Annotated in this window: 16 protein-coding genes; 6 read left to right on the forward strand and 10 right to left on the reverse strand. The window is 66.6% G+C overall.

Annotated features, from left to right (window positions below):
* Positions 1-120: 120 nt before the first annotated feature.
* A complete protein-coding gene (locus J0F76_RS12105; RefSeq protein ID WP_207469754.1) occupies positions 121-513 on the forward strand; it encodes a hypothetical protein in 393 nt (130 codons plus the stop codon).
* 135 nt (positions 514-648) lie between these two features.
* Positions 649-1,908, forward strand: coding sequence for a CAP domain-containing protein (locus J0F76_RS21180; RefSeq protein WP_207469755.1), 1,260 nt, complete (start codon positions 649-651; stop codon positions 1,906-1,908).
* Between the two features lie 632 nt (positions 1,909-2,540).
* On the opposite strand, the gene cysN is transcribed toward J0F76_RS21180, so the two are convergent.
* The 3 genes from cysN to J0F76_RS12125 all read right to left on the reverse strand — a co-directional run bounded on the left by cysN (position 2,541) and on the right by J0F76_RS12125 (position 6,758).
* Positions 2,541-4,454 (reverse strand): sulfate adenylyltransferase subunit CysN, encoded by a 1,914-nt coding sequence (cysN, locus tag J0F76_RS12115; protein WP_207469757.1) that lies wholly within the window; start codon positions 4,452-4,454, stop codon positions 2,541-2,543.
* Positions 4,454-5,383 (reverse strand): sulfate adenylyltransferase subunit CysD, encoded by a 930-nt coding sequence (cysD, locus tag J0F76_RS12120; RefSeq protein ID WP_207469759.1) that lies wholly within the window; start codon positions 5,381-5,383, stop codon positions 4,454-4,456. Before cysD ends, cysN begins: the two co-directional genes overlap by 1 nt.
* A gap of 136 nt (positions 5,384-5,519) precedes the next feature.
* A complete protein-coding gene (locus J0F76_RS12125) occupies positions 5,520-6,758 on the reverse strand; it encodes an Hsp70 family protein (RefSeq protein WP_207469761.1) in 1,239 nt (412 codons plus the stop codon).
* A 154-nt stretch (positions 6,759-6,912) separates the two neighbouring features.
* Between J0F76_RS12125 and J0F76_RS12130 the strand changes: the two genes are divergently transcribed.
* Together J0F76_RS12130 and nhaA are read left to right on the forward strand one after the other, a co-directional pair.
* Positions 6,913-8,043, forward strand: a complete 1,131-nt coding sequence (locus tag J0F76_RS12130) for an AI-2E family transporter (RefSeq protein WP_207469762.1) — start codon at positions 6,913-6,915, stop codon at positions 8,041-8,043.
* 110 nt (positions 8,044-8,153) lie between these two features.
* A complete protein-coding gene (gene nhaA, locus J0F76_RS12135) occupies positions 8,154-9,341 on the forward strand; it encodes a Na+/H+ antiporter NhaA (RefSeq protein WP_207469763.1) in 1,188 nt (395 codons plus the stop codon).
* A gap of 11 nt (positions 9,342-9,352) precedes the next feature.
* On the opposite strand, the gene J0F76_RS12140 is transcribed toward nhaA, so the two are convergent.
* A complete protein-coding gene (locus J0F76_RS12140; RefSeq protein WP_207469764.1) occupies positions 9,353-11,128 on the reverse strand; it encodes an SLC13 family permease in 1,776 nt (591 codons plus the stop codon).
* 267 nt (positions 11,129-11,395) lie between these two features.
* On the reverse strand, positions 11,396-13,687 hold the full coding sequence (locus J0F76_RS12145) for a Hint domain-containing protein (RefSeq protein WP_207469765.1): 2,292 nt from the start codon (positions 13,685-13,687) through the stop codon (positions 11,396-11,398).
* A 270-nt stretch (positions 13,688-13,957) separates the two neighbouring features.
* Between J0F76_RS12145 and katG the strand changes: the two genes are divergently transcribed.
* Positions 13,958-16,198: a catalase/peroxidase HPI gene (gene katG / locus J0F76_RS12150; protein WP_207469766.1), complete on the forward strand. Its 2,241-nt coding sequence runs from the start codon at positions 13,958-13,960 to the stop codon at positions 16,196-16,198.
* A gap of 34 nt (positions 16,199-16,232) precedes the next feature.
* On the opposite strand, the gene J0F76_RS12155 is transcribed toward katG, so the two are convergent.
* From J0F76_RS12155 to J0F76_RS12170, 4 genes are read right to left on the reverse strand one after another with little or no spacing between them, the layout of a single operon-like run.
* A complete protein-coding gene (locus J0F76_RS12155; protein WP_242690167.1) occupies positions 16,233-17,006 on the reverse strand; it encodes an ABC transporter ATP-binding protein in 774 nt (257 codons plus the stop codon).
* A 26-nt stretch (positions 17,007-17,032) separates the two neighbouring features.
* Positions 17,033-18,061, reverse strand: coding sequence for a FecCD family ABC transporter permease (locus J0F76_RS12160; protein WP_207469769.1), 1,029 nt, complete (start codon positions 18,059-18,061; stop codon positions 17,033-17,035).
* Positions 18,058-19,098, reverse strand: coding sequence for a FecCD family ABC transporter permease (locus J0F76_RS12165; protein WP_207469771.1), 1,041 nt, complete (start codon positions 19,096-19,098; stop codon positions 18,058-18,060). The genes J0F76_RS12160 and J0F76_RS12165 overlap by 4 nt, the downstream gene beginning before the upstream one ends.
* On the reverse strand, positions 19,095-20,066 hold the full coding sequence (locus J0F76_RS12170; RefSeq protein WP_207469773.1) for an iron-siderophore ABC transporter substrate-binding protein: 972 nt from the start codon (positions 20,064-20,066) through the stop codon (positions 19,095-19,097). The genes J0F76_RS12165 and J0F76_RS12170 overlap by 4 nt, the downstream gene beginning before the upstream one ends.
* Before the next feature lie 303 nt (positions 20,067-20,369).
* Here J0F76_RS12170 and J0F76_RS12175 point away from each other — a divergent pair, with 303 nt between their 5' ends.
* Complete coding sequence (locus J0F76_RS12175) at positions 20,370-22,559, forward strand: TonB-dependent siderophore receptor (protein WP_207469775.1); 2,190 nt, start codon at positions 20,370-20,372, stop codon at positions 22,557-22,559.
* Between the two features lie 15 nt (positions 22,560-22,574).
* Here the strand turns inward: J0F76_RS12175 and J0F76_RS12180 are convergent.
* Positions 22,575-22,941: helix-turn-helix domain-containing protein (locus J0F76_RS12180; protein WP_207469778.1), on the reverse strand; the 367-nt coding region annotated here is incomplete at its 5' end.

Genomic DNA, 22,941 nt, shown 5'->3' on the forward strand with positions numbered 1-22,941 from the left:
AGGCGCCGCACCCTGTTCTTTCCGTCAGGCCGGCTTTTCATGACGCGACGGCACGGCTGACAAATCAGACAAATGACCGCATCGGGACGGCCTGTCCTCATTTTATGCGGTTTTCACCCCATGGCTACCCTGACCCAGAACCAGCCCCTGACGCTGGAATACAAGAATGTGTCGAAGCTGACATTCGACTTCGCGGCCCTGACAAAAAGCCCCGGCTACGGCTATTCCGCCGGCGGCGTCGTGCAATACGGCACCTCTCTTGCCTGCGCCTGGTGCAACAAGTACGGCGGAAACTGGGGGCTTGGCTGGAACAAGACGAAGGATGCCGTGACGCTGGATTTCGGCACGGTCCTGAAGCAGGTCTATGTGGTCTTCTACCCGACGCATGGCACCAGCACGATGACCGTCGTCCCCGACGCGCCCGCACCGGCGCCGGTGCCGCTGCCTGCCGCGGGCGGGCTTCTGGGGGTGGCCCTGCTGGGTGCCATGGTCTGGAAAAAACTGGTTCGCTGACAAGGCGATAGCCCGGACGGCTTGGGCAAGGAGGCCGGAAACGTCGATTTTCAGATACTGCGAGGCGATCTTTTTAAAGGGTTATCGCGTTAAGGTTGCATGATTGTCCCTTGATCCCTTATGCGAAGGTCCATCATGTCCTATGCCAATGCGAACGAACGGTATCTTGCCACCCTGGTCAACCAGGCCCGCCGGGCCGAGGGGCTGGCACCCCTGACGCTCGAAAAACGTCTCAACGACTCCGCCGAGGCGCATAGCCGCTGGATGCTGGGAACGGATACGTTCTCTCATACGGGGCAGGGCGGCTCCTCGTCCCGCCAGCGGATGGAGGCTGCGGGCTTCGACCTGGCCGGCGAATGGTCCACGGCGGAGAATATCGCCTATGTGTCCATCCAGGGCGAGTCGGACCTGAGGGACGAGGTTCGGCAGCTTCACCAGAACCTGATGAACAGCCCCAGCCATTACGCCAACATCATGGGCGACTCCGCCTATATCGGCATCGGCCTCGAGGTCGACTACATGAAGGTCGGTGGCCGCGACTACAAGGTCCTGATGGCCACGCAGAACTTTGCCGACACCGACGGGCAGCTTCGCCTGGATAACGGCAGCTTCCTGCGCGTGGCGGAACCAAGGCCCGACGGCAGCGTGCAGACCCGGGCCGAATGGCAGCAGGGCTTCGATGGACAGGTCTTCTTCGGCCCGGCCGCCGGAACGGCAAGAAGCGACGATTATCGCCTGGGGGCGCAGAACCACGCGGTCCTGGCCGGCAATGGCAATGACTGGGTTTCGGGCGGTGGCGGCAATGACCGGCTGAACGGCGGTGCCGGCAATGACCGGCTGATCGGCGCCATCGGTGCCGATGCCTTGGCCGGGGGGCTGGGCAACGACACGCTGCAGGGCGGGGCGGGCAATGACGGTCTGAACGGCAACGACGGCAACGACATGCTGCTGGGGGAGACCGGCAACGACCGGCTGTGGGGCGGTACCGGCCACGATCGCCTGTTCGGCGGCGAAGGGGCGGATGTGCTGTCCGGCGAAGCGGGTACCGACTGGCTGATGGGGCAGAACGGCAATGACACCCTGGCAGGCGGCGACGGCAACGACATGATAAACGGGGGCGCCGGCAATGACCTGCTGAACGGCGGGACGGGGGCGGATACCTTCGTCTTCTCGATCGGGGGCGGCACGGACACGATCCAGGCCTATCAGCACGGCATTGACCGGCTGGTCATCGACGCCGACCGGCTGGACGCCAATCCTGCGGTCTTCATGCGCGATCACATGACGAAGACTCCGGGAGGCGTCCTTATCGACCTGGGCGGCGGGGACCGCATCCTCGTGGGAGGCCGGAACCTGACGGTCGAAGGCGTGGCCGACGACATCTTCGGATACTGACCGCGACGGTGGCCGAACGCGAAACGCCCGCCAAAAACTGGCGGGCTTACTCGCTAAGCTATTGCTGCTACGCAATTTTACTACGCCGTTTCAACGTAGGTCCGGCAGACAGGTTCCGGCCTGCCTTGCATATTTGACGAAAACGTCAACTTCGTGGCCGCTGACGCCTGCGGGGAAGGCGGTTTCAGAAAGGCTGCGGATCATCACCGCCCGCCACCGGGTGCAGTTCGCCCCGCAACGGCGCATGACGACGATCGATTGGCGGCCTGAGATGATGCCCTTCGAAGCCTGCTAGCGGGGGTATGCGGCGCCGCGGCAGCCAGCGAAAAGCACAAGGCAGCCTTTGCGCAACTCTCGCAGCCGCGCGGCGGCAAGACCGAGCGAAGAGCCGTATGCTGCCTGGGCCCTGCCCAAGTTTCCCGTCTTGCTCGCTTGGCTGGCATCGTGCTGGATGCCGACTCCCTGCAGGTCGGCCTTGGTAATGCTTCAAAAAGAGCGGTTGTCCGGATGATACGGCACATTGTTCCCGGAACGCCTCTCCGGGTCTGGAAAGCGGGATATCGGTATTCACAAGAAAGGGCATCCGGCGGATTGCGCTGGATGCCCCTGATGGATCGGAAGGATTCGCTGGCTCAGCCTTGGGACAGGATCGCCTCGACGACGCGGTCCGCAGCTTCCTCGGCGGACAGGGCAACGGTGTTGACCACCAGTTCGGCCTGCTCGGGTGCCTCGTAGGGGCTGTCGATGCCGGTGAAGTTCTTCAGCTGGCCCGACCGCGCCTTTTTGTAAAGACCCTTCACGTCGCGCGCCTCGGCCACCTCCAGCGGCGTGTCCACATAGACCTCGATGAACTCGCCCTTGGCCATCATGTCGCGGACCATGCGCCGTTCGGCCCGGAAGGGCGAGATGAAGGCCGTCAGGACGATCAGCCCGGCATCGGTCATCAGCCTGGCCACCTCGCCCACGCGGCGGACGTTTTCCACGCGGTCGGCATCGGTGAAGCCCAGGTCGCGGTTCAGCCCGTGCCGCACGTTGTCGCCGTCCAGCAGGAAGGTGTGCTTGCCCATCGCGTGCAGCTTGCGTTCGACGATGTTGGCGATGGTGGACTTGCCCGACCCCGACAGGCCGGTGAACCACACGACCCGCGCCCGCTGGTTCTTCTGCGCGGCGTGCGCCTCGCGGTTCACGTCGGTCGCCTGCCAGTGGATGTTCTGCGACCGGCGCAGCGCGAAATGCAGCATCCCGGCGGCGATGGTGGCATTGGTCATCCGGTCGATCAGAATGAAGCCGCCCAGATCCGGGTTGTCGCCGTAAGCCTCAAACGGGACGGGCCGGTCGGTCGAGATGTTGACCACGCCGATGGCGTTCAGGCCCAGCGTCTTGCTGGCCAGATGCTCCATCGTGTTGACGTTCACCTCGTATTTCGGCTCGGTGATGGTGGCGCTGACGGTCTGGGTACCGATCTTGAGCAGATAGGGGCGGCCCGGCAGCATTTCCTGTTCAGCCATCCAGATCAGCGTGGCCTCGAACTGGTCGGCCACCTCGCAGGGGGCGTCGGACTGCACGATCACGTCCCCGCGCGAGCAGTCGATCTCGTCGGCGAAGGTCAGGGTGACGGACTGGCCCGCGACCGCCTGGTCCAGGTCGCCGTCGAAGGTGGCGATGGTCTTGACGAAGGTGGTCTTGCCCGAGGGCAGGACGCGGATCGCATCGCCCGGCCGCACCGTTCCGGCGCTGATCTGGCCCGCGAAGCCGCGGAAATCGAGATGGGGGCGGTTCACCCATTGCACGGCCATGCGGAACGGCCGGTCCTGCATCCGCGTGTCGCTGATCGGCGCTTCTTCCAGGTGGCCCAGCAGGGTCGGACCCTGGTACCAGGGCATCTCGGAGCTTTTGGAAACGATGTTGTCGCCCTTCAGGCCCGAGATCGGGATCGGCAGGAAGCTTTCCATGCCGATCTGCTTGGCGAAATGCGAATAGTCGCTGACGATCTCGTAGAACCGCTCGGCCGAGTAATCGACCAGGTCCATCTTGTTGACCGCCAGCACGATGTTCTTGATGCCCAGCAGGTTCACCAGATAGCTGTGCCGCCGCGTCTGGGTCAGCACGCCCTGGCGCGCGTCGATCAGGATCACCGCCAAGTCGGCGGTGGATGCGCCCGTGACCATGTTGCGGGTGTATTGTTCGTGCCCCGGGGTGTCGGCCACGATGAACTTGCGCTTGTCGGTGGCGAAGAAGCGATAGGCCACGTCGATGGTGATGCCCTGTTCGCGTTCGGCGGCCAGACCGTCGACCAGAAGGGCGAAGTCGATCTCTCCGCCCTGGGTGCCGGACACCTTGGAATCGTATTCCAGCGAGGCAAGCTGGTCCTCGAAGATCATCTTGCTGTCGTAAAGCAGGCGGCCGATCAGCGTCGACTTGCCGTCATCGACCGACCCGCAGGTGATGAAGCGCAGCATGGTCTTGTGCTGGTGCTTCAGCAGATAGGCGTCGATGTCCTGGGCGATCAGCGCGTCGGTGACGTAGACGGGATCTTGGGCGTTCATCAGAAATACCCCTCTTGTTTCTTCTTCTCCATGGACGCGGCCTGATCCTTGTCGATGGCGCGGCCCTGGCGTTCGGACGTGGTGGTCAGCAGCATTTCCTGGATCACCTCGGGCAGGGTCCTGGCATCGGATTCCACGGCCCCGGTCAGGGGATAGCAGCCCAGCGTGCGGAACCGGACCGAGCGCATCTGCGGCACCTCGCCGTCCTTCAGCGGGAAGCGGTCGTCATCGACCATGATCAGCAGCCCGTCGCGTTCCACCACGGGGCGCGGCTCGCTGAAATACAGCGGCACGATGTCGATGTTCTCCAGGTGGATGTATTGCCAGATGTCGAGTTCCGTCCAGTTCGACAACGGGAACACGCGGATCGATTCGTCCTTGGCCTTGCGGGTGTTGTAGAGTTTCCACAGTTCGGGGCGCTGGTTCTTGGGGTCCCAGCGGTGGTTGGCGGACCGGAACGAGAAGATCCGTTCCTTGGCGCGGGACTTTTCCTCGTCCCGGCGCGCGCCGCCAAAGGCCACGTCGAAATTGTATTTCGTCAGCGCCTGCTTCAGGCCCTCGGTCTTCCACATGTCCGTGTGCAGGCTACCGTGGTCGAAGGGGTTGATGCCCTGTTCCATCGCCTCGGGGTTGTGGTGGACGATCAGGTCCATGCCCGCCGCCTTGGCCGCCCGGTCGCGCAGCTCATACATGGCCCGGAACTTCCAGGTCGTGTCCACGTGCAGCAGCGGGAAGGGCGGGGGGGCCGGGTAGAAGGCCTTGCGGGCCAGATGCAGCATGCAGGCGGAATCCTTGCCCACCGAATACAGCATCACCGGGTTTTCGGCATTCGCCACCACCTCGCGCATGATGTGGATGCTTTCGGCTTCCAGCCGCTGCAAGTGGGTCAGGGTTGCCTGGGTGATCGGGGTATGGGCCTGGCTGTTCATGGGCTTCGACTCTCGTTTCGTCACGGCGGGCAGCGTCCGGGTCGGGACGGCCCGCTATCCCCCACAGTTATGCAAGATGCAAGTTTGGAAAGCAGAAAAACCAGTGTTTCCTGCGGATTCGGCATCTGCCGGAACGCTATTCCATCCCCGTGGCCAAAGCCAGACCATCGACAACGGCGGTGAATGCCTCGGACCTGTGAAGCCGGGCCCCCGGCATCATCCTTGCGGCCAGATCCGTGACCAGACCCATCAGGCTGGAGCCGCCGACCATCACCACATTGCCGATGCCGTCCGCGCCGATTCCCGCGCGGGCCAGCGTCTCGGCAACAGCCCGTTCCAGCGCCACGGCATGATCCTGCAGTGCCTGCTGCAGCGACGGACGGCCGATCGGGGCGGCAAGTCGGGGCTCGATGAAGCCCATGGCGATCCGCCCGTCGGTTCCGCCATTCGCGGCGATCTTGCCGCGTTCGACCGCGAAGGCAAGCTCGTGGCCCAGTTCGTCGGTCAGCACCGTGGCCAGGCGTTCCAGCCGTTCGGGCTCTACGGCCAGGCGGACCATCTTGCCGGCCTGCCTGCGGTTTTCCGGCGTGTAGACAAAGGGAATGTGCGCCCAGGAGGCCAGATCGACATACACGGCGTTCGGCACCGGCAGAAGGCCGGGCCCCATCTCTCGGCGCAGGTGCGACCCGTGGCCCAGAAGGGGCATGGCATGGGACAGCGAGATCGCCTGGTCGAAATCCGTCCCGCCCAACCGGATGCCGTGGCTTGCCAGGATGCGGACCCGGCCGCCCTCGACCCGGTAAACCGAAAAGTCCGAGGTGCCGCCCCCGATGTCCATGATCAGCCCGGTTTCGCCCGTTCCGCCCATGCCGTGGCAGGCAAGGGCGGCGGCCTCGGGTTCGGCCATGAAGGCCACGCGCTCGAAGCCCGCGGCATGGTAGCAGGCGCGCAGGTCGGCCTCGGCCCGGGCATCGCGGGTGGGGTCGGCGGTGTGGAAATGCACCGGCCTGCCGGACAGCGCGCCGGGGAAGGTCTGCCCGGCCACGGCCTCGGCGCGGCGGCGCAGTTCGGACAGGAACGCCACGATCACGTCGAAAAGCGTCCGCCGCTTGCCGCTGATCAGGCGCGATTCGTGCAGCAGGGGCGTTCCCAGCACGCTTTTCAGCGCGCGCATGTAGCGGCCTTCCTCGGCCGCCATCAGCGCCTGCGCCGCGGCCTCGCCGATGCGCATGGCGCCGCCGCGTGCGGGAAGGAAGACCGCCGTCGGCAGGGTGTCCGACCCGTGTTCGATCGGGATGCGCCGGACGGTGCCGCCCTCCAGGATCGCGGCCGCCGAATTCGAGGTTCCGAAGTCTATCGCAAGGGTAGGGGACATGGACCGTGCCTTCGTGAAGCCCGGTTGGCTACCGGGTTGCGGCGCCCCCGGCAAGCCCCGGGGCGCGGATTTCCCGGCAAGACGGGTTGACGCGGCGATCAACCATGCAACAGTCAGGGAAGCAGCGGCAAACCGAAGAAGCAGGCGCCCCGGAATGATCGACCCACAGCACGCAACGCCACGGCTCGGAGCGCCAGAGCCGGACGATCCGGTGACGCCCTTTCCCCTGATCAGCGACATCTCGGCGGCGCGATGGCTGCTGGTCTTCATCATCGCCGCAGCGATCTATTTCTTCCACGGCTTCCTGGTGCCGGTCCTGGCGGCGACGATCATCGCCTTTGCAAGCTGGCCCCTGTCGCGCAGCGTGCAGCGTGCCCTGGGCATCGACCGCACCACCACGGCCGCGCTGTTCATCCTGGTGATCGTGGTCTTCCTGCTGGTCCCGATCTCCATGGCGCTGCTTTACGCCTTCCGGGAATTGCAGCAGTGGATTTCCTGGGTGTTCGAGGTGAACGCCTATGGCGCGCCGACGCCGTCGTGGCTGACCGAACTGCCGCAGATCGGTGACTGGATCGACGAGCAATGGGCCCGCCATGTGGGCCGGCCCGGCGCCATCGCGGAACTGGTGCAACTGACCAGCGGCGGCACCATCGCCTCGATCTATCGCAGCGTGCTGGCGGCGGGCAACATCGCCTTCCACCTGGCGCTGAACCTGCTGTTCATGCTGATCGCGCTGTTCGTGTTCTATCGCGACGGCCACAAGATCGCGGGCCAGATCGACGTCATCGGCGCCCGCATCCTGCCCGTGCGCTGGGAACGGCTGTCGCGCGTGGTGCCGCTGACCATCAGCGCCACCGTCACCGGCATGGCCCTGATCGCCATGGGCGAGGGGGTGATCCTGGGCATCGCCTACTGGATCGCGGGGGTGCCCTCGCCGGTGACGCTGGGGGTCATCACGGGCATCATGGCGCTGATTCCCGGCGGGGCGCCCTTGTGCTTCACGCTGGTGTCGATCTATCTGGCGGCCAGCGGATCGCCCCTGGCGGGGGTCCTGCTGTTCCTGTGGGGCTCGATCGAGCTGTTCGTGGTGGACAAGACCATCCGCCCGGTGCTTGTCGGCGGGCCGGTCAAGATGCCCTTCCTGCCCACGTTCTTCGGCCTTGTGGGGGGCGTGAAGACCATGGGCATCGTCGGCCTGTTCGTGGGCCCCGTGCTGATGGCGCTGCTGGTTGCCATCTGGCGCGAATGGCTGCGGGAAATCCGGACCCATCCCCAAACCTCTTGATCCCCGGCCTTCGCTGAATATTATCCCCGGCCATGGCGTGTGCTGCGTGCGCCCAGGGCAGGCCCTGAATACGGAGACTGGTCGCAACCGTTTCTGAAGGAGGGGCTTCTATGGCAGGCCGTATACAGAACACGATCCGCAAGTTTCTTGCCACCGAATCCGCCGGGGGGATGCTGCTGATCGCGGCGGCGATCCTGGCGCTGATCGTCGCCAACTCGCCCTTGTCCGACGCGTATTTCCACGCGCTTCACACCTATATCGGCCCGCTGTCGCTGGGCCACTGGATCAACGACGCGCTGATGGCCCTGTTCTTCCTGATGGTCGGGCTGGAGATCAAGCGCGAGATGGTGGACGGCCACCTGTCCTCGTGGTCGCGGCGAATCCTGCCGGGCGTGGCCGCGGCGGCGGGGATGGCGGTGCCGGCGCTGTTCTACCTGTTCTTCACCAGCGGGACCGGGGCCACGCATGGCTGGGCGATTCCCTCGGCCACCGACATCGCCTTCGCGCTGGGGGTGCTGTCGCTGCTGGGCTCGCGCGTGCCCACCTCGCTCAAGGTGTTCCTGGCGGCGCTGGCAATCATCGACGACCTGGGCGCGGTCGTGGTGATCGGGCTGTTCTACACGGCGGGCGTGTCTCCGGTCGATCTGGGGATCGCCGCGGCCGTTGTTCTGGTGCTCGTGGGGCTGAACCGGGCGAACGTGCGCCAGCTCTGGCCCTATCTGGCGCTGGGCCTTGTCCTGTGGTTCTTCGTCTGGCGGTCGGGCATCCACGCCACCATCGCGGGCGTCCTTCTGGCGCTGACGATCCCCCTGAAGCGCACCCCTGCCACGCCCGAGGCGCACCGCTCGGAAAGCCCGCTGCACCGGCTGGAACATGCGCTGATGTTCCCCGTGTCGTTCGTCATCATCCCGATCTTCGGCTTTGCCAATGCCGGCGTCAGCTTCGCGGGCCTTGGCGTCGATGCGCTGGTTGCCCCCGTCACGCTGGGCGTCGCCACGGGCCTGGCCCTGGGCAAGCTGGTCGGCATCTTCGGATCGGTCGCCATCCTGGTCCGGCTGGACTGGGCGGACCTGCCCGTGGGCGCAAGCTGGATGCAGATGTTCGGCACGGCCCTGCTGTGCGGCATCGGCTTCACCATGAGCCTGTTCATCTCGCTCCTGGCCTTCAACGATCCGCTTCTGCAGAACGAGGCCAAGATCGGCATCCTCATGGGGTCCCTGATCTCGGGCGTGGCGGGCTATGTCGTGCTGCGCATCGCCAAGCGCGAGGCGCCGCGCCGGATGGAGACCGTCCGCTAAGCCACCCCCTGTCAGACCGGCCAGACGGTCAGGATCAGCGGCACCCCGGTCAGCACGACCAGGATCGACAAGGGCAGGCCAAGCCGGGGATAGTCGCTGAAGCGATACCCCCCCGGCCCCATGACCAGCGTGTTGCACTGGTGCCCGATGGGCGTCAGGAAATCGCAGCCCGCGCCTACGGCGACCGCCATCAGGAAGGCCTCGGGCCGGTAGCCCAGGGTGCCCGCGAAGGTCACGGCGATGGGGGCCATGACCAGCACGGTGGCCGCGTTGTTCAGGAAGGGCGTGACCGCCATGGCCGCGACCATGATCAGCGCGACCGCGCCCCAGACCGGCAGGCCGGTCGCGACATCCGACAGCCAGGCGCCGATCAGGTCGGTGCCGCCTGTCGTCTGCAAGGCCTCGCTGACCGGAATCAGCGCGCCCAGCATGATCAGCAGCGGCCATTCCACCGCCTCGTAGGCACGCTCGGGGCTGATCGCGCCCGACAGGATCATCAGCACCGCCGCGCCGAAGAAGGCGATGGCGACCGGCAGGATGCCCGCCGCGGTCAGGCCCATGGCCCCGCCCAGGATCACGATGGGCATCAACTCCTTCCGGACGCTACCGATGCTCAGGCTGCGCTCGGCCAGGGGCAGCAGGCCAAGCGTGCGGATGCGTTCGGGCAGCAGTTCGACCGGGCCTTGCAGCAGCAGCACGTCGCCCGCCTGCAGCCGGGTCTTTGAGAGCCGCTCGGTCATGCGGTGGCCCGACCGCGACACAGCCAGCAGGTTGACGCCCTGCTCGTCGAACAGCCGGATGGAGCCCACGCTCTTGCCGATCAGGGATGACGTCGCGGTGGTCACCGCCTCGATCACGCCGATCTTGCTTGGGGGCAACTCCAGCCTGGAGGCCGTGTCGGCCCCTGCCAGTTCCAGACCGCCCTTGGCCACCGCCCGTTCCAGGCCGTCGGGCTCGCCGCGCAGCAGCAGGATGTCGCCCGCCTCGATCAGCGTGTCGAACAGCACGACCTTGCGCCGCTCGCCGCCCCGGATCAGGCCGGTGACGGTGACCTCGCCGTCGGCAAGGCCGATCAGCCCGCCGATGGTCATGCCCACCGGCACCGCGCCCTCGGGCACCGTCGCCTCGGTGTTGTAGTCGCTGATCTTCACCGCCTCGCCCAGCGACGCGGTCGCGCGGCGGTCGGACGGCAGCAGGCGATAGGCCAGCATCAGGAAGACGATCCCCACCGCCGACAGCCCAAGCCCCACGGGGGCGAAGTCGAACATGCGGAACGGCTGGCCGGTCATCTCCTCGCGCACCCCCGACACGATGATGTTGGGCGAGGTGCCGACCAGCGTGATTAGCCCGCCCAGCAGCGACCCGAAGGCCATGGGCATCAGGTAGAGCGAGGGCGACTGCCCGGATTTCCGGGCCATCTTCAGCGCGGCGGGCATCATCATCGCCAGCGCGCCGATGTTTTTCACCAGCGACGACAGCAGCGTGACCGATCCCACCAGCACCAGAAGCTGCACCCGCATGGTGGTCAGCTTGCGCACCAGCCAGCGCAGGATCGCCTCGATGATGCCGGACCGCGACACGGCCGCGCTGACCACCAGGGCGCTGCCGACGATGATGACGATGTCGTCCGAAAAGCCGGTGAAGGCATTGTCCGGCGACACCGTTCCCGCCAGCAGGGACGCCAGCAAGGCCAGCATCGCCACCACGTCATAGCGGAGCCTGCCCCATATGAACAAGACCATCATCACCCCGACGATGGCAAAGGCAAGCATCTGCTGTGTTGTCATGATTGGTCCCGTCAGGCGCCCGGAAAAGGGGGCGGCAGTCGCAGAACCGCTGCGCGGAGAATTGGTTGCCACGCGATGCCGCATCCGCAGAAAGATTCTTCTTCGCCGGACCGATCACCCGCCTGCGACCTGATTGTCCCGCTGCACGCCGCCGCGGCCCATCGCACCAGCTTCCCAGCGAACCGGACCGGGCTTTCCGCATCGTGCCGAAAACGTCGTGCCAGCCGGTCGGGAAACGCCGCCCCTTCGGGGGACGGCGTCTTGCGATCACGCAACCAGCGGCTTGCGGTTCTGCTGATGCCGCACGGCCAGCTTGCGTCCCAGCCGCCCCGATGTCAGCAGCCGGGCGGCCGGGCGTTCGGTTCCGTTGCGCAGTTCGGGGAAGATCTCGAAGATTTCCTGCCTTGCGGCGGGTCCGACCGATTTCAGCGCCTCGGCCCCGGTATGCAGCGATTCCGTTTCCGCCCCGTTCGAGATGACGAGCTGATGGCTGTCGAACAGGAAATGGACATAGGTCACGCCGTCCAGGTCGTTGGCCACGTCGATGCCGTCGACCTGGCACAGCTGCTTGGCGGCCACCAGTACCTCGTCGGTGCCGAACATCTTCTGCGCGATCCTGGAGCGCACCAGGATCCGATGCTGGGGCGAGACGACCAGGTCGGCCTCGGGCTTGCCGGCGCCAAGCGCGCCCTTGAGGATGCGGATCGGACGCAGATGCGGCGCCGCCTCCAGATCGGTCGCGCTCAGCCTGCGCTTGCCTTTCCAGCGGATGGGCTGCGGACCATCGTCGCGCGTTTCCACCATCATTCCCACCGCCAGATCGCCGGCGGCGACCGGGCCGTCCTGGGTCTGGATCAGGACATCGTCGGCAAAGCAGGTCACGCTTGTGCTGCCTTCGGTCAGCGCGCTGCCGCTGACCGCCGCGCCGCCGTTCTGGACGCGAAGGCTGAAGGCGCTGCCGAATCCGTTGGCGGTGCTGATGTCGTTCAGAATGCCGTCGGCCTGGTCTGCCCGCATCCAGCCCAGCGCCGTCGCATAGGGCTGCTGGCCCGCCGCGATCCGCGCGTCGTTGATAATGTCCAGATTGGCATCGTTGTAATAGCCCGACAGGTCGATGCTGTCATTTTCCGCCGCAGGATTGTCCGGCGTGGACACGAAGTCGGTGATCAGATCCCCGTTGCCCGCAGCGAAGATGTCCGAACCCGCCCCGCCGGTCAGCACATCGGCCACGCCATCATCGGTGAAGACGCCGCCGGCAAAGGTGCCCCCGCCGATCACGTCGTTTCCGGCGCCGCCCAGCAGCGTGTCGCTGCCCAGGCCGCCGATCAGGGTGTCGTTGCCGGCCCCCGCCACGATGCTGTCGTTGTCCGCGCCGCCGTCCAGAGAATCCGCGCCACCTGCCGTGTCGGTGCCCAGCGTGTCGTCGCCGTAAAGCGTATCGGCCCCGGTACCGCCCAGCAGCGTGTCGCTGCCCAGGCCGCCGATCAGGGTGTCGTTGCCGGCCCCCGCCACGATGCTGTCGGTGCCGGCGCCGCCATCCAGAGAATCCGCGCCACCTGCCGCGTCGGCGCCCAGCGTATCGTCGCCGTAAAGCGTATCGGCCCCGGCGCCGCCCAGCAGCGTGTCGCTGCCCAGGCCGCCGATCAGGGTGTCGTTGCCGGCCCCCGCCACGATGCTGTCGTTGTCCGCGCCGCCATCCAGGAAGTCTGCGCCCCCTGCCGTGTCAGTGCCCAGCGTGTCGTCGCCGTAAAGCGTGTCAGCCCCGGCACCGCCCAGCAGGGAATCGGTCCCAAGGCCGCCGATCAGGACATCGGCCTCGGTCCCGCCATCCAGCGTGTCGTTGCCGGCGCCGCCGTCCAGGCTGTCAATTCCCGCCTCGCCCCGGACCGAATCGTTGCCCAGGCCGGACAGGACGGTGTCATTGCCCGCGCCCGCAAGAACGACATCATTGACCCCATCGGCGCCATCGATGACGTCCGAGCCGCTTGCAACAGGCTCGACATAGCTTGCATTGATCAGGTCGTTCCCGGCCGTTCCGCTGATCGTGCCGTTGTCAAAGCCGATCACCTGGCGATCGACGACAAATTGCGATCCGTTGTTGTTGGCCGAGCCGACCGAATCGATCCGCATGGAGACGATCGGCTGCACGGTCAGGGCCGGGTTTGCGGCGGCTGTGGACGGCGGCGGGGCCAGGAAAAGTTCGCCCGATTGCGCTTGCGCAAGTGAAACGGTCGTGGCGGCCGTCGTGCCGTCGGCATAGGTCAGGGTGACGTTGTAGCTGGCCACGGCGTCGTGCTGGAGCAAGCGCGGGGTCGTGCCGGGACTGGTGCTGGTGTTGTAGGTCTGGCCGGTGGCATCGCGGTTGCTGTAGTTCGATCCGGCAACCGTCGTGGCGCTGAAGACGCTGTTGTAAAGCGGGGCCCCGGACGTGCCGTAGCTTTGGCCGACAAGCGCATTGAGGTTGTCGGCAAGCCCTGTTCCGCCTTCGACAAGGGTTTCATTGGTGTCGATACGGGCGGCAGGCGTGCCGAGATATATCCAGTAAAATGTCGTGGGCATCGAACGGTCCTTTGTTCCGAATGGCAGACGCTTGAAAAATGCGGTTAACCTTTAGCATGGAAAGCAGGCCCAAGCACGCCTTGCTGCACCTGCGAAACAACCATCGGTAGAATTCCGCCATGTCCCGATGGTTCCATCCCGGGAAATGAGCAGGCACGGGACGCCTCTTGGCTTGCCGCCGGCGTTGCAGTCCTTACCATGCGCGCCGAAGCCAGTGACCCCGGCCGGGCGCACGCGTCCTGCCAAGGCTGCACGTCGAGGAGGAGTGACATGGACGACAAGACCCCCAGCGCAGGCGCGCTTTGCCCCATCCAGCACAGCGGCAACCGCAACACGCGCGCCAAGGCGCGGTCGAACCGCGAATGGTGGCCGGAACAGCTGAACCTGAAGATCCTGCACCAGAACAACGAACAGTCGAACCCGCTGGGCGCCGACTTCAATTACGCCGAGGCGTTCCGGAAGCTGGACCTGGATGCCGTCAAGGCCGACCTCCGGGCGCTGATGACCGACAGCCAGGACTGGTGGCCCGCCGACTGGGGCCACTATGGCCCGCTGTTCGTGCGCATGGCCTGGCACAGCGCCGGCACCTATCGCACCGCAGACGGGCGCGGCGGTGCGCGGGCGGGCGCCCAGCGATTCGCCCCGCTGAACTCCTGGCCCGACAACGTGAACCTGGACAAGGCCCGGCGCCTGCTCTGGCCGATCAAGCGGAAATACGGCAACAGCCTGTCCTGGGCGGACCTGCTGATCCTGACGGGCAACGTCGCGCTGGAATCGATGGGCTTCAAGACCTTCGGCTTCGGCGGCGGGCGTCCCGACGTGTGGGAACCGGCCGAGGACATCTATTGGGGTTCGGAAACCGAGTGGCTGGCGCTGAGCGACAACCCCAACAGCCGCTACAAGGGCGACCGGGAACTGGACAGCCCCCTGGCTGCCGTGCAGATGGGCCTGATCTACGTGAACCCCGAAGGCCCGGACGGCAAGCCCGACCCGGTGGCCGCCGCCCGCGACATCCGCGACACCTTCAAGCGCATGGCCATGAACGACGAGGAAACCGTGGCCCTGATCGCCGGCGGCCACACCTTCGGCAAGTGCCACGGCGCGGGCGAGGCGAGCCACGTGGACGCGGACCCCGAAGGTTCGGCCATCGAGCTGCAGGGCCTGGGCTGGGCCAGCAAGTATGAAACCGGCCACGGCGCCCATGCCATCTCGTCGGGGCTGGAGGTCGTCTGGACCCAGACCCCCACGCAGTGGAGCATGGGGTATTTCAAGAACCTGTTCGAATATGACTGGGAGTTGACGAAATCCCCCGCTGGCGCCTGGCAGTGGAAGCCTGCCAACGGCGCGGGCGAGGGCACGGTGCCCGACGCACATGATCCGTCCAAGAAGATCGCCCCCGCGATGCTGACCACCGACCTGTCGCTGCGCGAGGACCCGATCTATCGCGAGATCTCGCTGCGGTTCCTGAACGACCCCGACCTGTTCGCCGACGCCTTCGCCCGCGCCTGGTTCAAGCTGACCCATCGCGACATGGGACCGAAGGTGCTTTACGAAGGCCCCGAGGTGCCGTCGGAAGACCTGATCTGGCAGGACCCGATCCCGGCGCCGGACCATCCGTTGGTGGATGCCGCCGATGTCGCGGCGCTGAAGGAGCAGGTGCTGGCCTCGGGCCTGACCGGGCCGGAACTGATCGCCACCGCCTGGGCCTCGGCCTCGACCTTCCGGGGCTCGGACTATCGCGGCGGTGCCAACGGCGCGCGGATCCGGCTGGCGCCCCAGAAGGACTGGGAGGCGAACCAGCCGCAGCAACTGGCGAAGGTGCTGGGGGTGCTGGAAGGCATCAAGGCTGATTTCGATGCCAGGGGTGCCAAGAAGATCTCGCTCGCCGACCTGATCGTTCTGGCGGGCGATGCGGCGGTCGAGGCCGCGGCCAAGGCCGCCGGCCACGACCTGGTGCTGGACTTCACCCCCGGCCGGGGCGACGCCACGCAGGACCAGACTGACGTGGAAAGCTTCGACTGGATGGAGCCGATGGCCGACGGCTTCCGCAACTACCAGCGCCAGAAGTTCAATGTCCCGGCCGAGGAGCTGCTGATCGACCGCGCGCAGCTGCTGACCCTGACCGCGCCCGAGATGACGGTGCTGGTGGGCGGCCTGCGCGCGCTGGATGCCAACTGGGACCACACCGACCACGGCGTGCTGACGAACCGTCCGGGCCAGTTGACGAACGACTTCTTCGTCAACCTGCTGTCCATGGACACGGTATGGAAGGCGCAGGACGACGACCAGATGGTCTTCGACGGCACTGACCGCAAGACGGGCGCGCATCGCTGGACGGCGACGCGTGTGGACCTGATCTTCGGGTCGAACTCGCAACTGCGGGCGATTGCCGAGGTCTATGCCCAGGACGACTGCAAGGCGAAGTTCGTGCGCGACTTCGGCAAGGCGTGGTCCAAGGTGATGAACGCCGACCGCTTCGACGCGCGGCGGCAATTGGACCCGGTTGCCTGAGGGCGCCCTCGCCCGCCCCTGATCGGGGGCGGGCTTAGTCCGCCGCCATCCGGTGCCGCCCGATCGGCAGCATCATCGGCCGCCCCGAGGTCGGGTCAGGGATGATCCGGCTGTCCAGCCCGAACACCGCGCGCACGGTTTCCGCCGTCAGCACCGCCTCGGGCGATCCTTGCGCGTGCAGTCTGCCGCCCGCCATGGCGACCAGATGGTCGGCATAGCGCGCGGCCAGGTTCAGGTCGTGCAGCACCATCACCACCGTGGTGCCAGCCCGGTGGTTCAGGTCGGTCAGCAGATCCAGAACCTCGACCTGGTGGCTGATGTCCAGAAAGGTCGTCGGCTCGTCCAGCAGCAGCAGGTCGGTCTGCTGGGCCAGCGCCATGGCGATCCAGACACGCTGGCGCTGCCCGCCTGACAGTTCATCGACCGCGCGTTCGGCCAGATCGGTGGTCTTCGTGGCCTCTAGCGCGTCGGCCACGGCCCGGTCGTCGCCGGGCGACCAGCGGGACAGGAGGCCGTGATGGGGATGGCGGCCCCGGCTGACGAGATCGGCCACGGTGATGCCTTCCGGCGCGATGGGCGATTGCGGCAGCAGGCCCATGATCCGCGCGACCTGGCGCGGGGCCATGCGGTGGATCGCCTTGCCGTCCAGCAGAACCTGGCCCGCGCGCGGGGACAGCAGCCGCGACATGGTGCGCAGCAGGGTCGATTTCCCGCAGGCGTTGGCGCCCACGATGGCAGTGATCCGGCCCGGCAGCACGTCCAGATCCAGGCCGTGCAGGATCGTCCGGTCGCCATAGCCTGCGGTCAAGTGTTGGACGGAAAGGGAATGGCGGCTCACAACGATCCTCCGGCGCGGTTCACGCGCACGATCAGGTAAATCAGATAAGGCGCCCCAAGCGCCCCGGTGACGACGCCCACCGGAAAGCGCGTCGGCAGCAGGAACTGGCCCACGTAGTCGCCGCCCAGGACCAGCAGTGCCCCCACAAGGGCCGACGGGACCAGCACCGACCCGTTCGGCCCCAGGACCCGCGACGCGATGGGACCGGACAGGAAGGCCACGAAGGCCACCGGCCCGGTGATGGCCGTGGCGACCGCGATCAGGCCCACGGCGGCGACCACGACCAGCAGGCGCGTCAGCGGGACGTCCGTGCCCAGCGCGGCGGCGGTGTCGTCGCCCAGCCGCAGCGCCTCGAGGTCGCGGGCGCGGCTGAGGAGCAGGCCGCCGAAGACCGCCAGCGACACCAGCAGCGGCAGGGCCTGGGACAGTTGCGCGCCGTTGACGCTGCCGCCCAGCCAGCGCATCGCCTCTTGCAGGTCCCAGGACGGGGCGCGGGACAGGGTATAGGCGATGAAGCTGTCCAGCATGGCCGACACGCCGATGCCGATCAGGATCAGCCGGGTGCCCGCGACGCCGCCCTTGAAGGACAGGCCATAGATCAGCATGGCGACGCCAAGCCCCGCGACCACGGCAAAGACCGAGACCACAGGCCCGTCCAGGCCCATGACCACGATGGCGAACACCGCCGCCGCCCCGGCGCCCCGGCTGATGCCGATGATGTCGGGGCTGGCCAGCGGGTTGCGCAGCATGATCTGGAAGGCCGCGCCCCCCAGGCCGAAGGACAGCCCCGCCAGCACCGCCAGCACCGCGCGCGGCAGGCGCAACTGGCCCACGGTGAAGGACGCGCCGGGCACGTCCTGACCCGCCAGCACCCGCAGCACGGTGCCGGGCGGCACGAAGGACTGGCCCAGCATCAGCGTCAGCGCAAAGCCCGCCACCAGCAGCGCCAGCGCGCCCGTGATCACCGTCTTGCGGCGACCGATGCGGCGCTGGCGCGTGGACGCGACAAGGTCGAGCGCGGTCATAGGTCCCGCACCCTTGCGCGGCGCACGATCCAGATGAAGACGGGCGCGCCGATGAAGGCGGTGACGATGCCCACGTCAAGCTCGCCGGGTCGGGCGATCAGGCGCCCCGCGATGTCGGACGCGATCAGCAGGCAGGCGCCGACCAGGGCCGACAAGGGCAACAGCCAGCGATGATCGACACCCGCCAGCAAGCGGCACAGATGCGGCACCATGAGGCCGACGAAGGCGATCGGCCCGCAGATCGCCGTCGTCGCCCCGCACAGCAGGATCGCGCCCAGGGACGCCAGCCCGCGCGCCAGGGCCACGCGTTCGCCCAAGCCTGCCGCCATCTCGTCCCCCAGGGCCAGCGAGTTCAGCTTGCGCGCGCAGGCCAGGCTGATGGCGAAACCGACTGCCAGAAAGGGCAGGACATGGTTCATGCGCGCGAAGGTCGCCCCGCCGACGCCGCCGACCTGCCAGGATTGCAGCCCGCCCGCGACCTCGCCATGGGACAGCATCACCGCCAGCACCAGCGACACGAAGGCGACCGAGGTGGCGACCCCCGCCAGCGCCAGTTTCAGCGGCGTCGGCCCGCCGCGCCCCAGCGACCCGATGGCATAGACGAAGATCGCCGTGGCCCCCGCGCCGAAGATCGCCACCCAGATAAAGGCCAGGGCCGAGGCGATGCCGAAAAAGGCCACCGCCACCGCGACCGCCAGCGACGCGCCCAGGTTCACCCCCAGGATCCCCGGATCGGCCAGGGGGTTGCGCGTCACGCCCTGCATGATGGTGCCCGCGACGCCAAGCGCCGCCCCCGCCAGCGCCGCCAGCACCGTGCGCGGAATGCGCGCGGCGACGGCGGCCTGGGCGATGGTCTCGACCTGCCCCTGCAGCGCGGCGACGATGTCGTCCCCGCCCACGTCTCGCGTGCCGACCGCGACCGACAAGGCGCACAGCACCGCCAGCAGCGCCAGCATCGCGGCCAGCCAGAGCCCGCGCGTGCGGTTCGACCGGGGCGCGACATGGGCGCGCGGCAGCGGGTTGGCGGTGGCCGTCATTCCGATGTCTTCGCCGCCTCGGCCAGAAGGGCGACGTAATCCTCCAGCACATGGGGCAGCGACAAGGGGGTCGGGTTGGCGGCGTTGCCGGCAGGGTCGTTGCCCAGCATCACGATGGCCTCGTGGGCCACGGCGGGCATGTGCGCCATCAGCGGATCGGCCTTCATCGCCGCCAGCAGGGGCGCGCCGCCATAGGTCACGACGATGTCCACGTCGTCAAAGGCGTCGATCCGTTCCGCGCTGATCGATCCGAAGAACTGTCCGGGCTGCGTCGCCTCGACCACGCTTTTCGGCATCGACAGGCCAAGGTCCTGAAAGAACTTCACCCGCGTGTCATGGGCGCTGTAGAAGTTGATGATCGACAGGTTCGTGGTGTCCAGATGCGTCACGAACATGGCCGTCCTGCCCTGCAGCTCGGGGTGCCGGGCCACGGTCTCGGCGATCTGGGCATCCATCCGCGCGACCAGGGCCTCGCCCTCGGCCGCCATGCCCATGCCGGCGCTGTTCATGCGGATCATCTGCCGCCATTCGGTCGTCCAGGCGCCGTCGGGATAGGCCACGACGGGGGCGATCTGGGACAGCGTGTCGTAATCGGCCTGCGTCAGCCCGGAATAGGCGGCCAGGATCACGTCGGGCGCGGATGCGGCCACCGCCTCGAAGTCGATGCCGTCGCCTTCGTCGAACAGGACGGGGGTTTCGGCGCCCAGTTCCTTCAGCCGTTCCTCGACCCAGGGCAGCAGGCCGTCGCCGTTGTCGTCGCCGTAGTTCGCGGCGGCCATGCCCACCGGCACCACGCCAAGGGCCAGCGGAACCTCGTGGTTGCCCGAATTGACGGTCGCCACGCGCTGCGGCCTTTCCGCGATGGTGGTGGTGCCGAAGGCATGGGGGATCGAGACGGGATAGCTTTCCTCGGCCACGGCAAGAACGGGCGCAAGCGCGGCGGCAAGGCACGGGACAAGACGGATCATGGGCGCGATCTCCTTTGGCAAGGCAAGGCTTTTTCGCGTCGCTGCGAGCGCGTCAACCCTGGCGTACGGGCTTGCGGCACCGCTTCTAGCACTTTTCCCGAGATTCCGACAAAAAAAGTGGGATTATACAAGACAGCCTCGCGCCAGCGTTCCTATAAGCCGCGCCAGCATGATCGCCACGCCGTCCCATCCCGCCCTCGGGTGGAGAGGGCTCAGGGTCATTCCTAGGCCAGCCAGCCGCGGACCCTCTCTGATCCGACGGCAGCCAGCACCCATGACAACAACCATGCGGGACTTTGAACCATGGCACATGACACCGCGCGCCGCCCCGGCCGCACCCTGATCGCCCTGCTGCTGGGCTGCACGGCCCTGATCGCATCCCCGGCCGTTGCGCAGGACACCGGGGCGGGCACCGAGGAATCGCCCTACCGCCTGTCGCCGATCCTGATCAACGCCGACGCCCAAGCCGACGACGACGCCAATTCGGTCGTTGCCCGCGAGATATCAGTGGGAGGAAAGGTCGCGACCAGCATCCTGGACACGCCCGCCTCGATCTCGGTCATCACGCAGAAGGAGATCGAAACCCGCAACGCCAAGTCGGTCGAAGAGGTTCTGCAATACACTCCGGGAATCGCGACCGATTTTTACGGCGACACCGATGGGCGGAACGACTACTACTCGATCCGCGGCTTCAACGCCTCGACCTATCGCGACGGCCTGACCTTGGGAACAATGCGCGGCGTGCGCGAAGAGCCCTTTGCCTATGAGCGTGTCGAGGTTCTGCGCGGCGCCAACTCGACCCTGTTCGGCCAAAGCGAGCCGGGCGGTTCGATCAACTTCGTGACCAAGACGCCCAAGTTCGAGCGTATCGGCGAAGCCCATCTGACCTACGGTTCGTTCAATCATGCCGAGCTTGGCTTCGACTATGGCGACGTGATCGATGTCAATCAGGATTTCGCCTTCCGCATCACCGGCAAGGTTCAGGACAGCGAACTGGAATATGACCATTCGAGGGATGACGAAACCTTTCTGATGGGCGGCCTGACTTGGCAGCCAAGCGATGCGACCAGGCTAAGCGTGGTGGTGGACTACCTGAACCGCGACGCGACGCCGAACAGCGGCGGCTATCCCATCGACCGCGAATATGACCGCAGCGAATTCTTCGGCCTGCAGGACTACAACTATCACGACGTCGAACGCACCAGCGTCACGGGTCTGCTGTCGCATGATTTCGGCAACGGGCTGAGCCTGCAGGCGAACCTGCGCTACAGCGACCTGACCGACAATTACGGCTATGCCTATCTTGATGAGCGGTTTGGCCGGACGGGCGGTCTGGTAGGCCGGGGTGCCCTGGCCAGCGACAGTTCGTCCGAGGAAGTGATCGGCAACGCGATCCTCAAGTACGACACGACCTTCGACCGCGTTGACAGCAGCACGCTTGCAGGCCTGGAGTTCCGCGATGCCTCGGTCGAGGAAAGCGCCTCTTATGGCCTTGTCCCCGGCGCTGACCCGGATGATCCCGATACCGGCGGCCAGCCGACCGGCAATACCCTGTACCAGACGCGGGACAAGGATTATTCGACCCAATCCGTCTTCCTGCAGCAGAACTTCTCGTTCGATGACCGCTGGATCGCCACGGTTGGTCTGCGGCACGACTGGATCGACGTGTCTCTCGATCAATGGTCGCTGTTCACTACACCCCAGACAAACTCCGAGCAGAACGACTTCTCGGAAACCTCGTTCCGCGCCGCGCTGACCTACAAGGTCACCGACGAGGTTTCGACTTACTTCAGCTATGTCGAGTCGGTTTCTCCCGCTGCCGAAGGGTCTCCGCAGGACATCTATGCCGAGCTTGCGCGGGGCGAGCAGTACGAGTTGGGCGTGAAATACGAACCGGCCGGAATGAACGCTCTTGTGTCGGCCTCGATCTACGAGTTGAGCAAGGACAACGAGCCACGCCTGTACTGGCCCGGCGGCTCCGGCACTCCATTCACGTTCGATCTCATCGACTCGCGCGTGCGCGGCCTGGATGTCGAAGCCAAGGTCGAGATCAGCGACACTGTCAGCGTGATCGGCGCCTATTCCTATATGGACACCGAGATCGTTCGCGGCGCACGTTCTGACGGAACGAGCCTCACCGGCAATGACCTTGCGACCGCGCCGAAGCATATCGCCTCGCTGTGGGTCAACTACACGCTGGCAGGCGAAGGTGCGCGTGGCGACATGACGTTCGGCCTGGGTGCACGCTACCTTGGATCGTATTACTTCAATGACGAGAACGAGGCAGGCCTGCTCGCGGCGGGGTATGCCGGCGCCAAGAGCGAGGCGACCATCCTGCTGGATGCCGCCGTCACCTATCAGGTCCAGGACAACACCGGCGTCGCGATCAACGTGAGCAACCTACTTGATGAACAGCATGTCGCCGGCGCCGGAACGAACTACTCCTACAACCCCGGCCGCGAAATCGCCGTGACCCTGCGCCACACGTTCTGAAGGCCCGTCACCCCGTCACCCCGTCAACCGCATCCGCCGCCATGCGGCGGGTGTCTGCCCCGCGACCTGGCGGAAGGCGCGGGTCAGGTGCGCCTGGTCCGAAAAGCCCAGCTGCGCCGCCACATCCGCCACCGACAGGTCGCTTTCGGTCAGCAGGCGCTGCGCCAGAGCGATCCGCTGGGACTGCTGCCATTGCAAGGGCGTCTGGCCTGTCGTCTGCTTGAACACCGCCGCGAACCAGCTTTCCGACAGGCCCACCGTTGCCGCCATCTCGGCCACGCTCAGGCGGCGGTCCTGGCGGGCCTTCAGCCGCGCCACCAGCCGCCGCATCTGCGCGGGCGCCAGGCCGCCGGCGGCGCGCGCGGTCCTCGCCCTCGGGGGC

Origin of the sequence: Paracoccus fontiphilus, from assembly GCF_017356265.1 — a bacterium.
In the GTDB taxonomy this organism is placed as follows: Bacteria; Pseudomonadota; Alphaproteobacteria; order Rhodobacterales; family Rhodobacteraceae; genus Paracoccus; species Paracoccus fontiphilus.

What these genes read in the sequence shown, in the direction of transcription:
- J0F76_RS12105 (WP_207469754.1), top strand. Translation starts at nt 121, where the DNA reads ATGGCTACCCTGACCCAGAACCAGCCCCTGACGCTGGAATACAAGAAT.
- J0F76_RS21180 (WP_207469755.1), top strand. Translation starts at nt 649, where the DNA reads ATGTCCTATGCCAATGCGAACGAACGGTATCTTGCCACCCTGGTCAAC.
- cysN (WP_207469757.1), bottom strand. Translation starts at nt 4,454, where the DNA reads ATGAACGCCCAAGATCCCGTCTACGTCACCGACGCGCTGATCGCCCAG.
- cysD (WP_207469759.1), bottom strand. Translation starts at nt 5,383, where the DNA reads ATGAACAGCCAGGCCCATACCCCGATCACCCAGGCAACCCTGACCCAC.
- J0F76_RS12125 (WP_207469761.1), bottom strand. Translation starts at nt 6,758, where the DNA reads ATGTCCCCTACCCTTGCGATAGACTTCGGAACCTCGAATTCGGCGGCC.
- J0F76_RS12130 (WP_207469762.1), top strand. Translation starts at nt 6,913, where the DNA reads ATGATCGACCCACAGCACGCAACGCCACGGCTCGGAGCGCCAGAGCCG.
- nhaA (WP_207469763.1), top strand. Translation starts at nt 8,154, where the DNA reads ATGGCAGGCCGTATACAGAACACGATCCGCAAGTTTCTTGCCACCGAA.
- J0F76_RS12140 (WP_207469764.1), bottom strand. Translation starts at nt 11,128, where the DNA reads ATGACAACACAGCAGATGCTTGCCTTTGCCATCGTCGGGGTGATGATG.
- J0F76_RS12145 (WP_207469765.1), bottom strand. Translation starts at nt 13,687, where the DNA reads ATGCCCACGACATTTTACTGGATATATCTCGGCACGCCTGCCGCCCGT.
- katG (WP_207469766.1), top strand. Translation starts at nt 13,958, where the DNA reads ATGGACGACAAGACCCCCAGCGCAGGCGCGCTTTGCCCCATCCAGCAC.
- J0F76_RS12160 (WP_207469769.1), bottom strand. Translation starts at nt 18,061, where the DNA reads ATGACCGCGCTCGACCTTGTCGCGTCCACGCGCCAGCGCCGCATCGGT.
- J0F76_RS12165 (WP_207469771.1), bottom strand. Translation starts at nt 19,098, where the DNA reads ATGACGGCCACCGCCAACCCGCTGCCGCGCGCCCATGTCGCGCCCCGG.
- J0F76_RS12170 (WP_207469773.1), bottom strand. Translation starts at nt 20,066, where the DNA reads ATGATCCGTCTTGTCCCGTGCCTTGCCGCCGCGCTTGCGCCCGTTCTT.
- J0F76_RS12175 (WP_207469775.1), top strand. Translation starts at nt 20,370, where the DNA reads ATGGCACATGACACCGCGCGCCGCCCCGGCCGCACCCTGATCGCCCTG.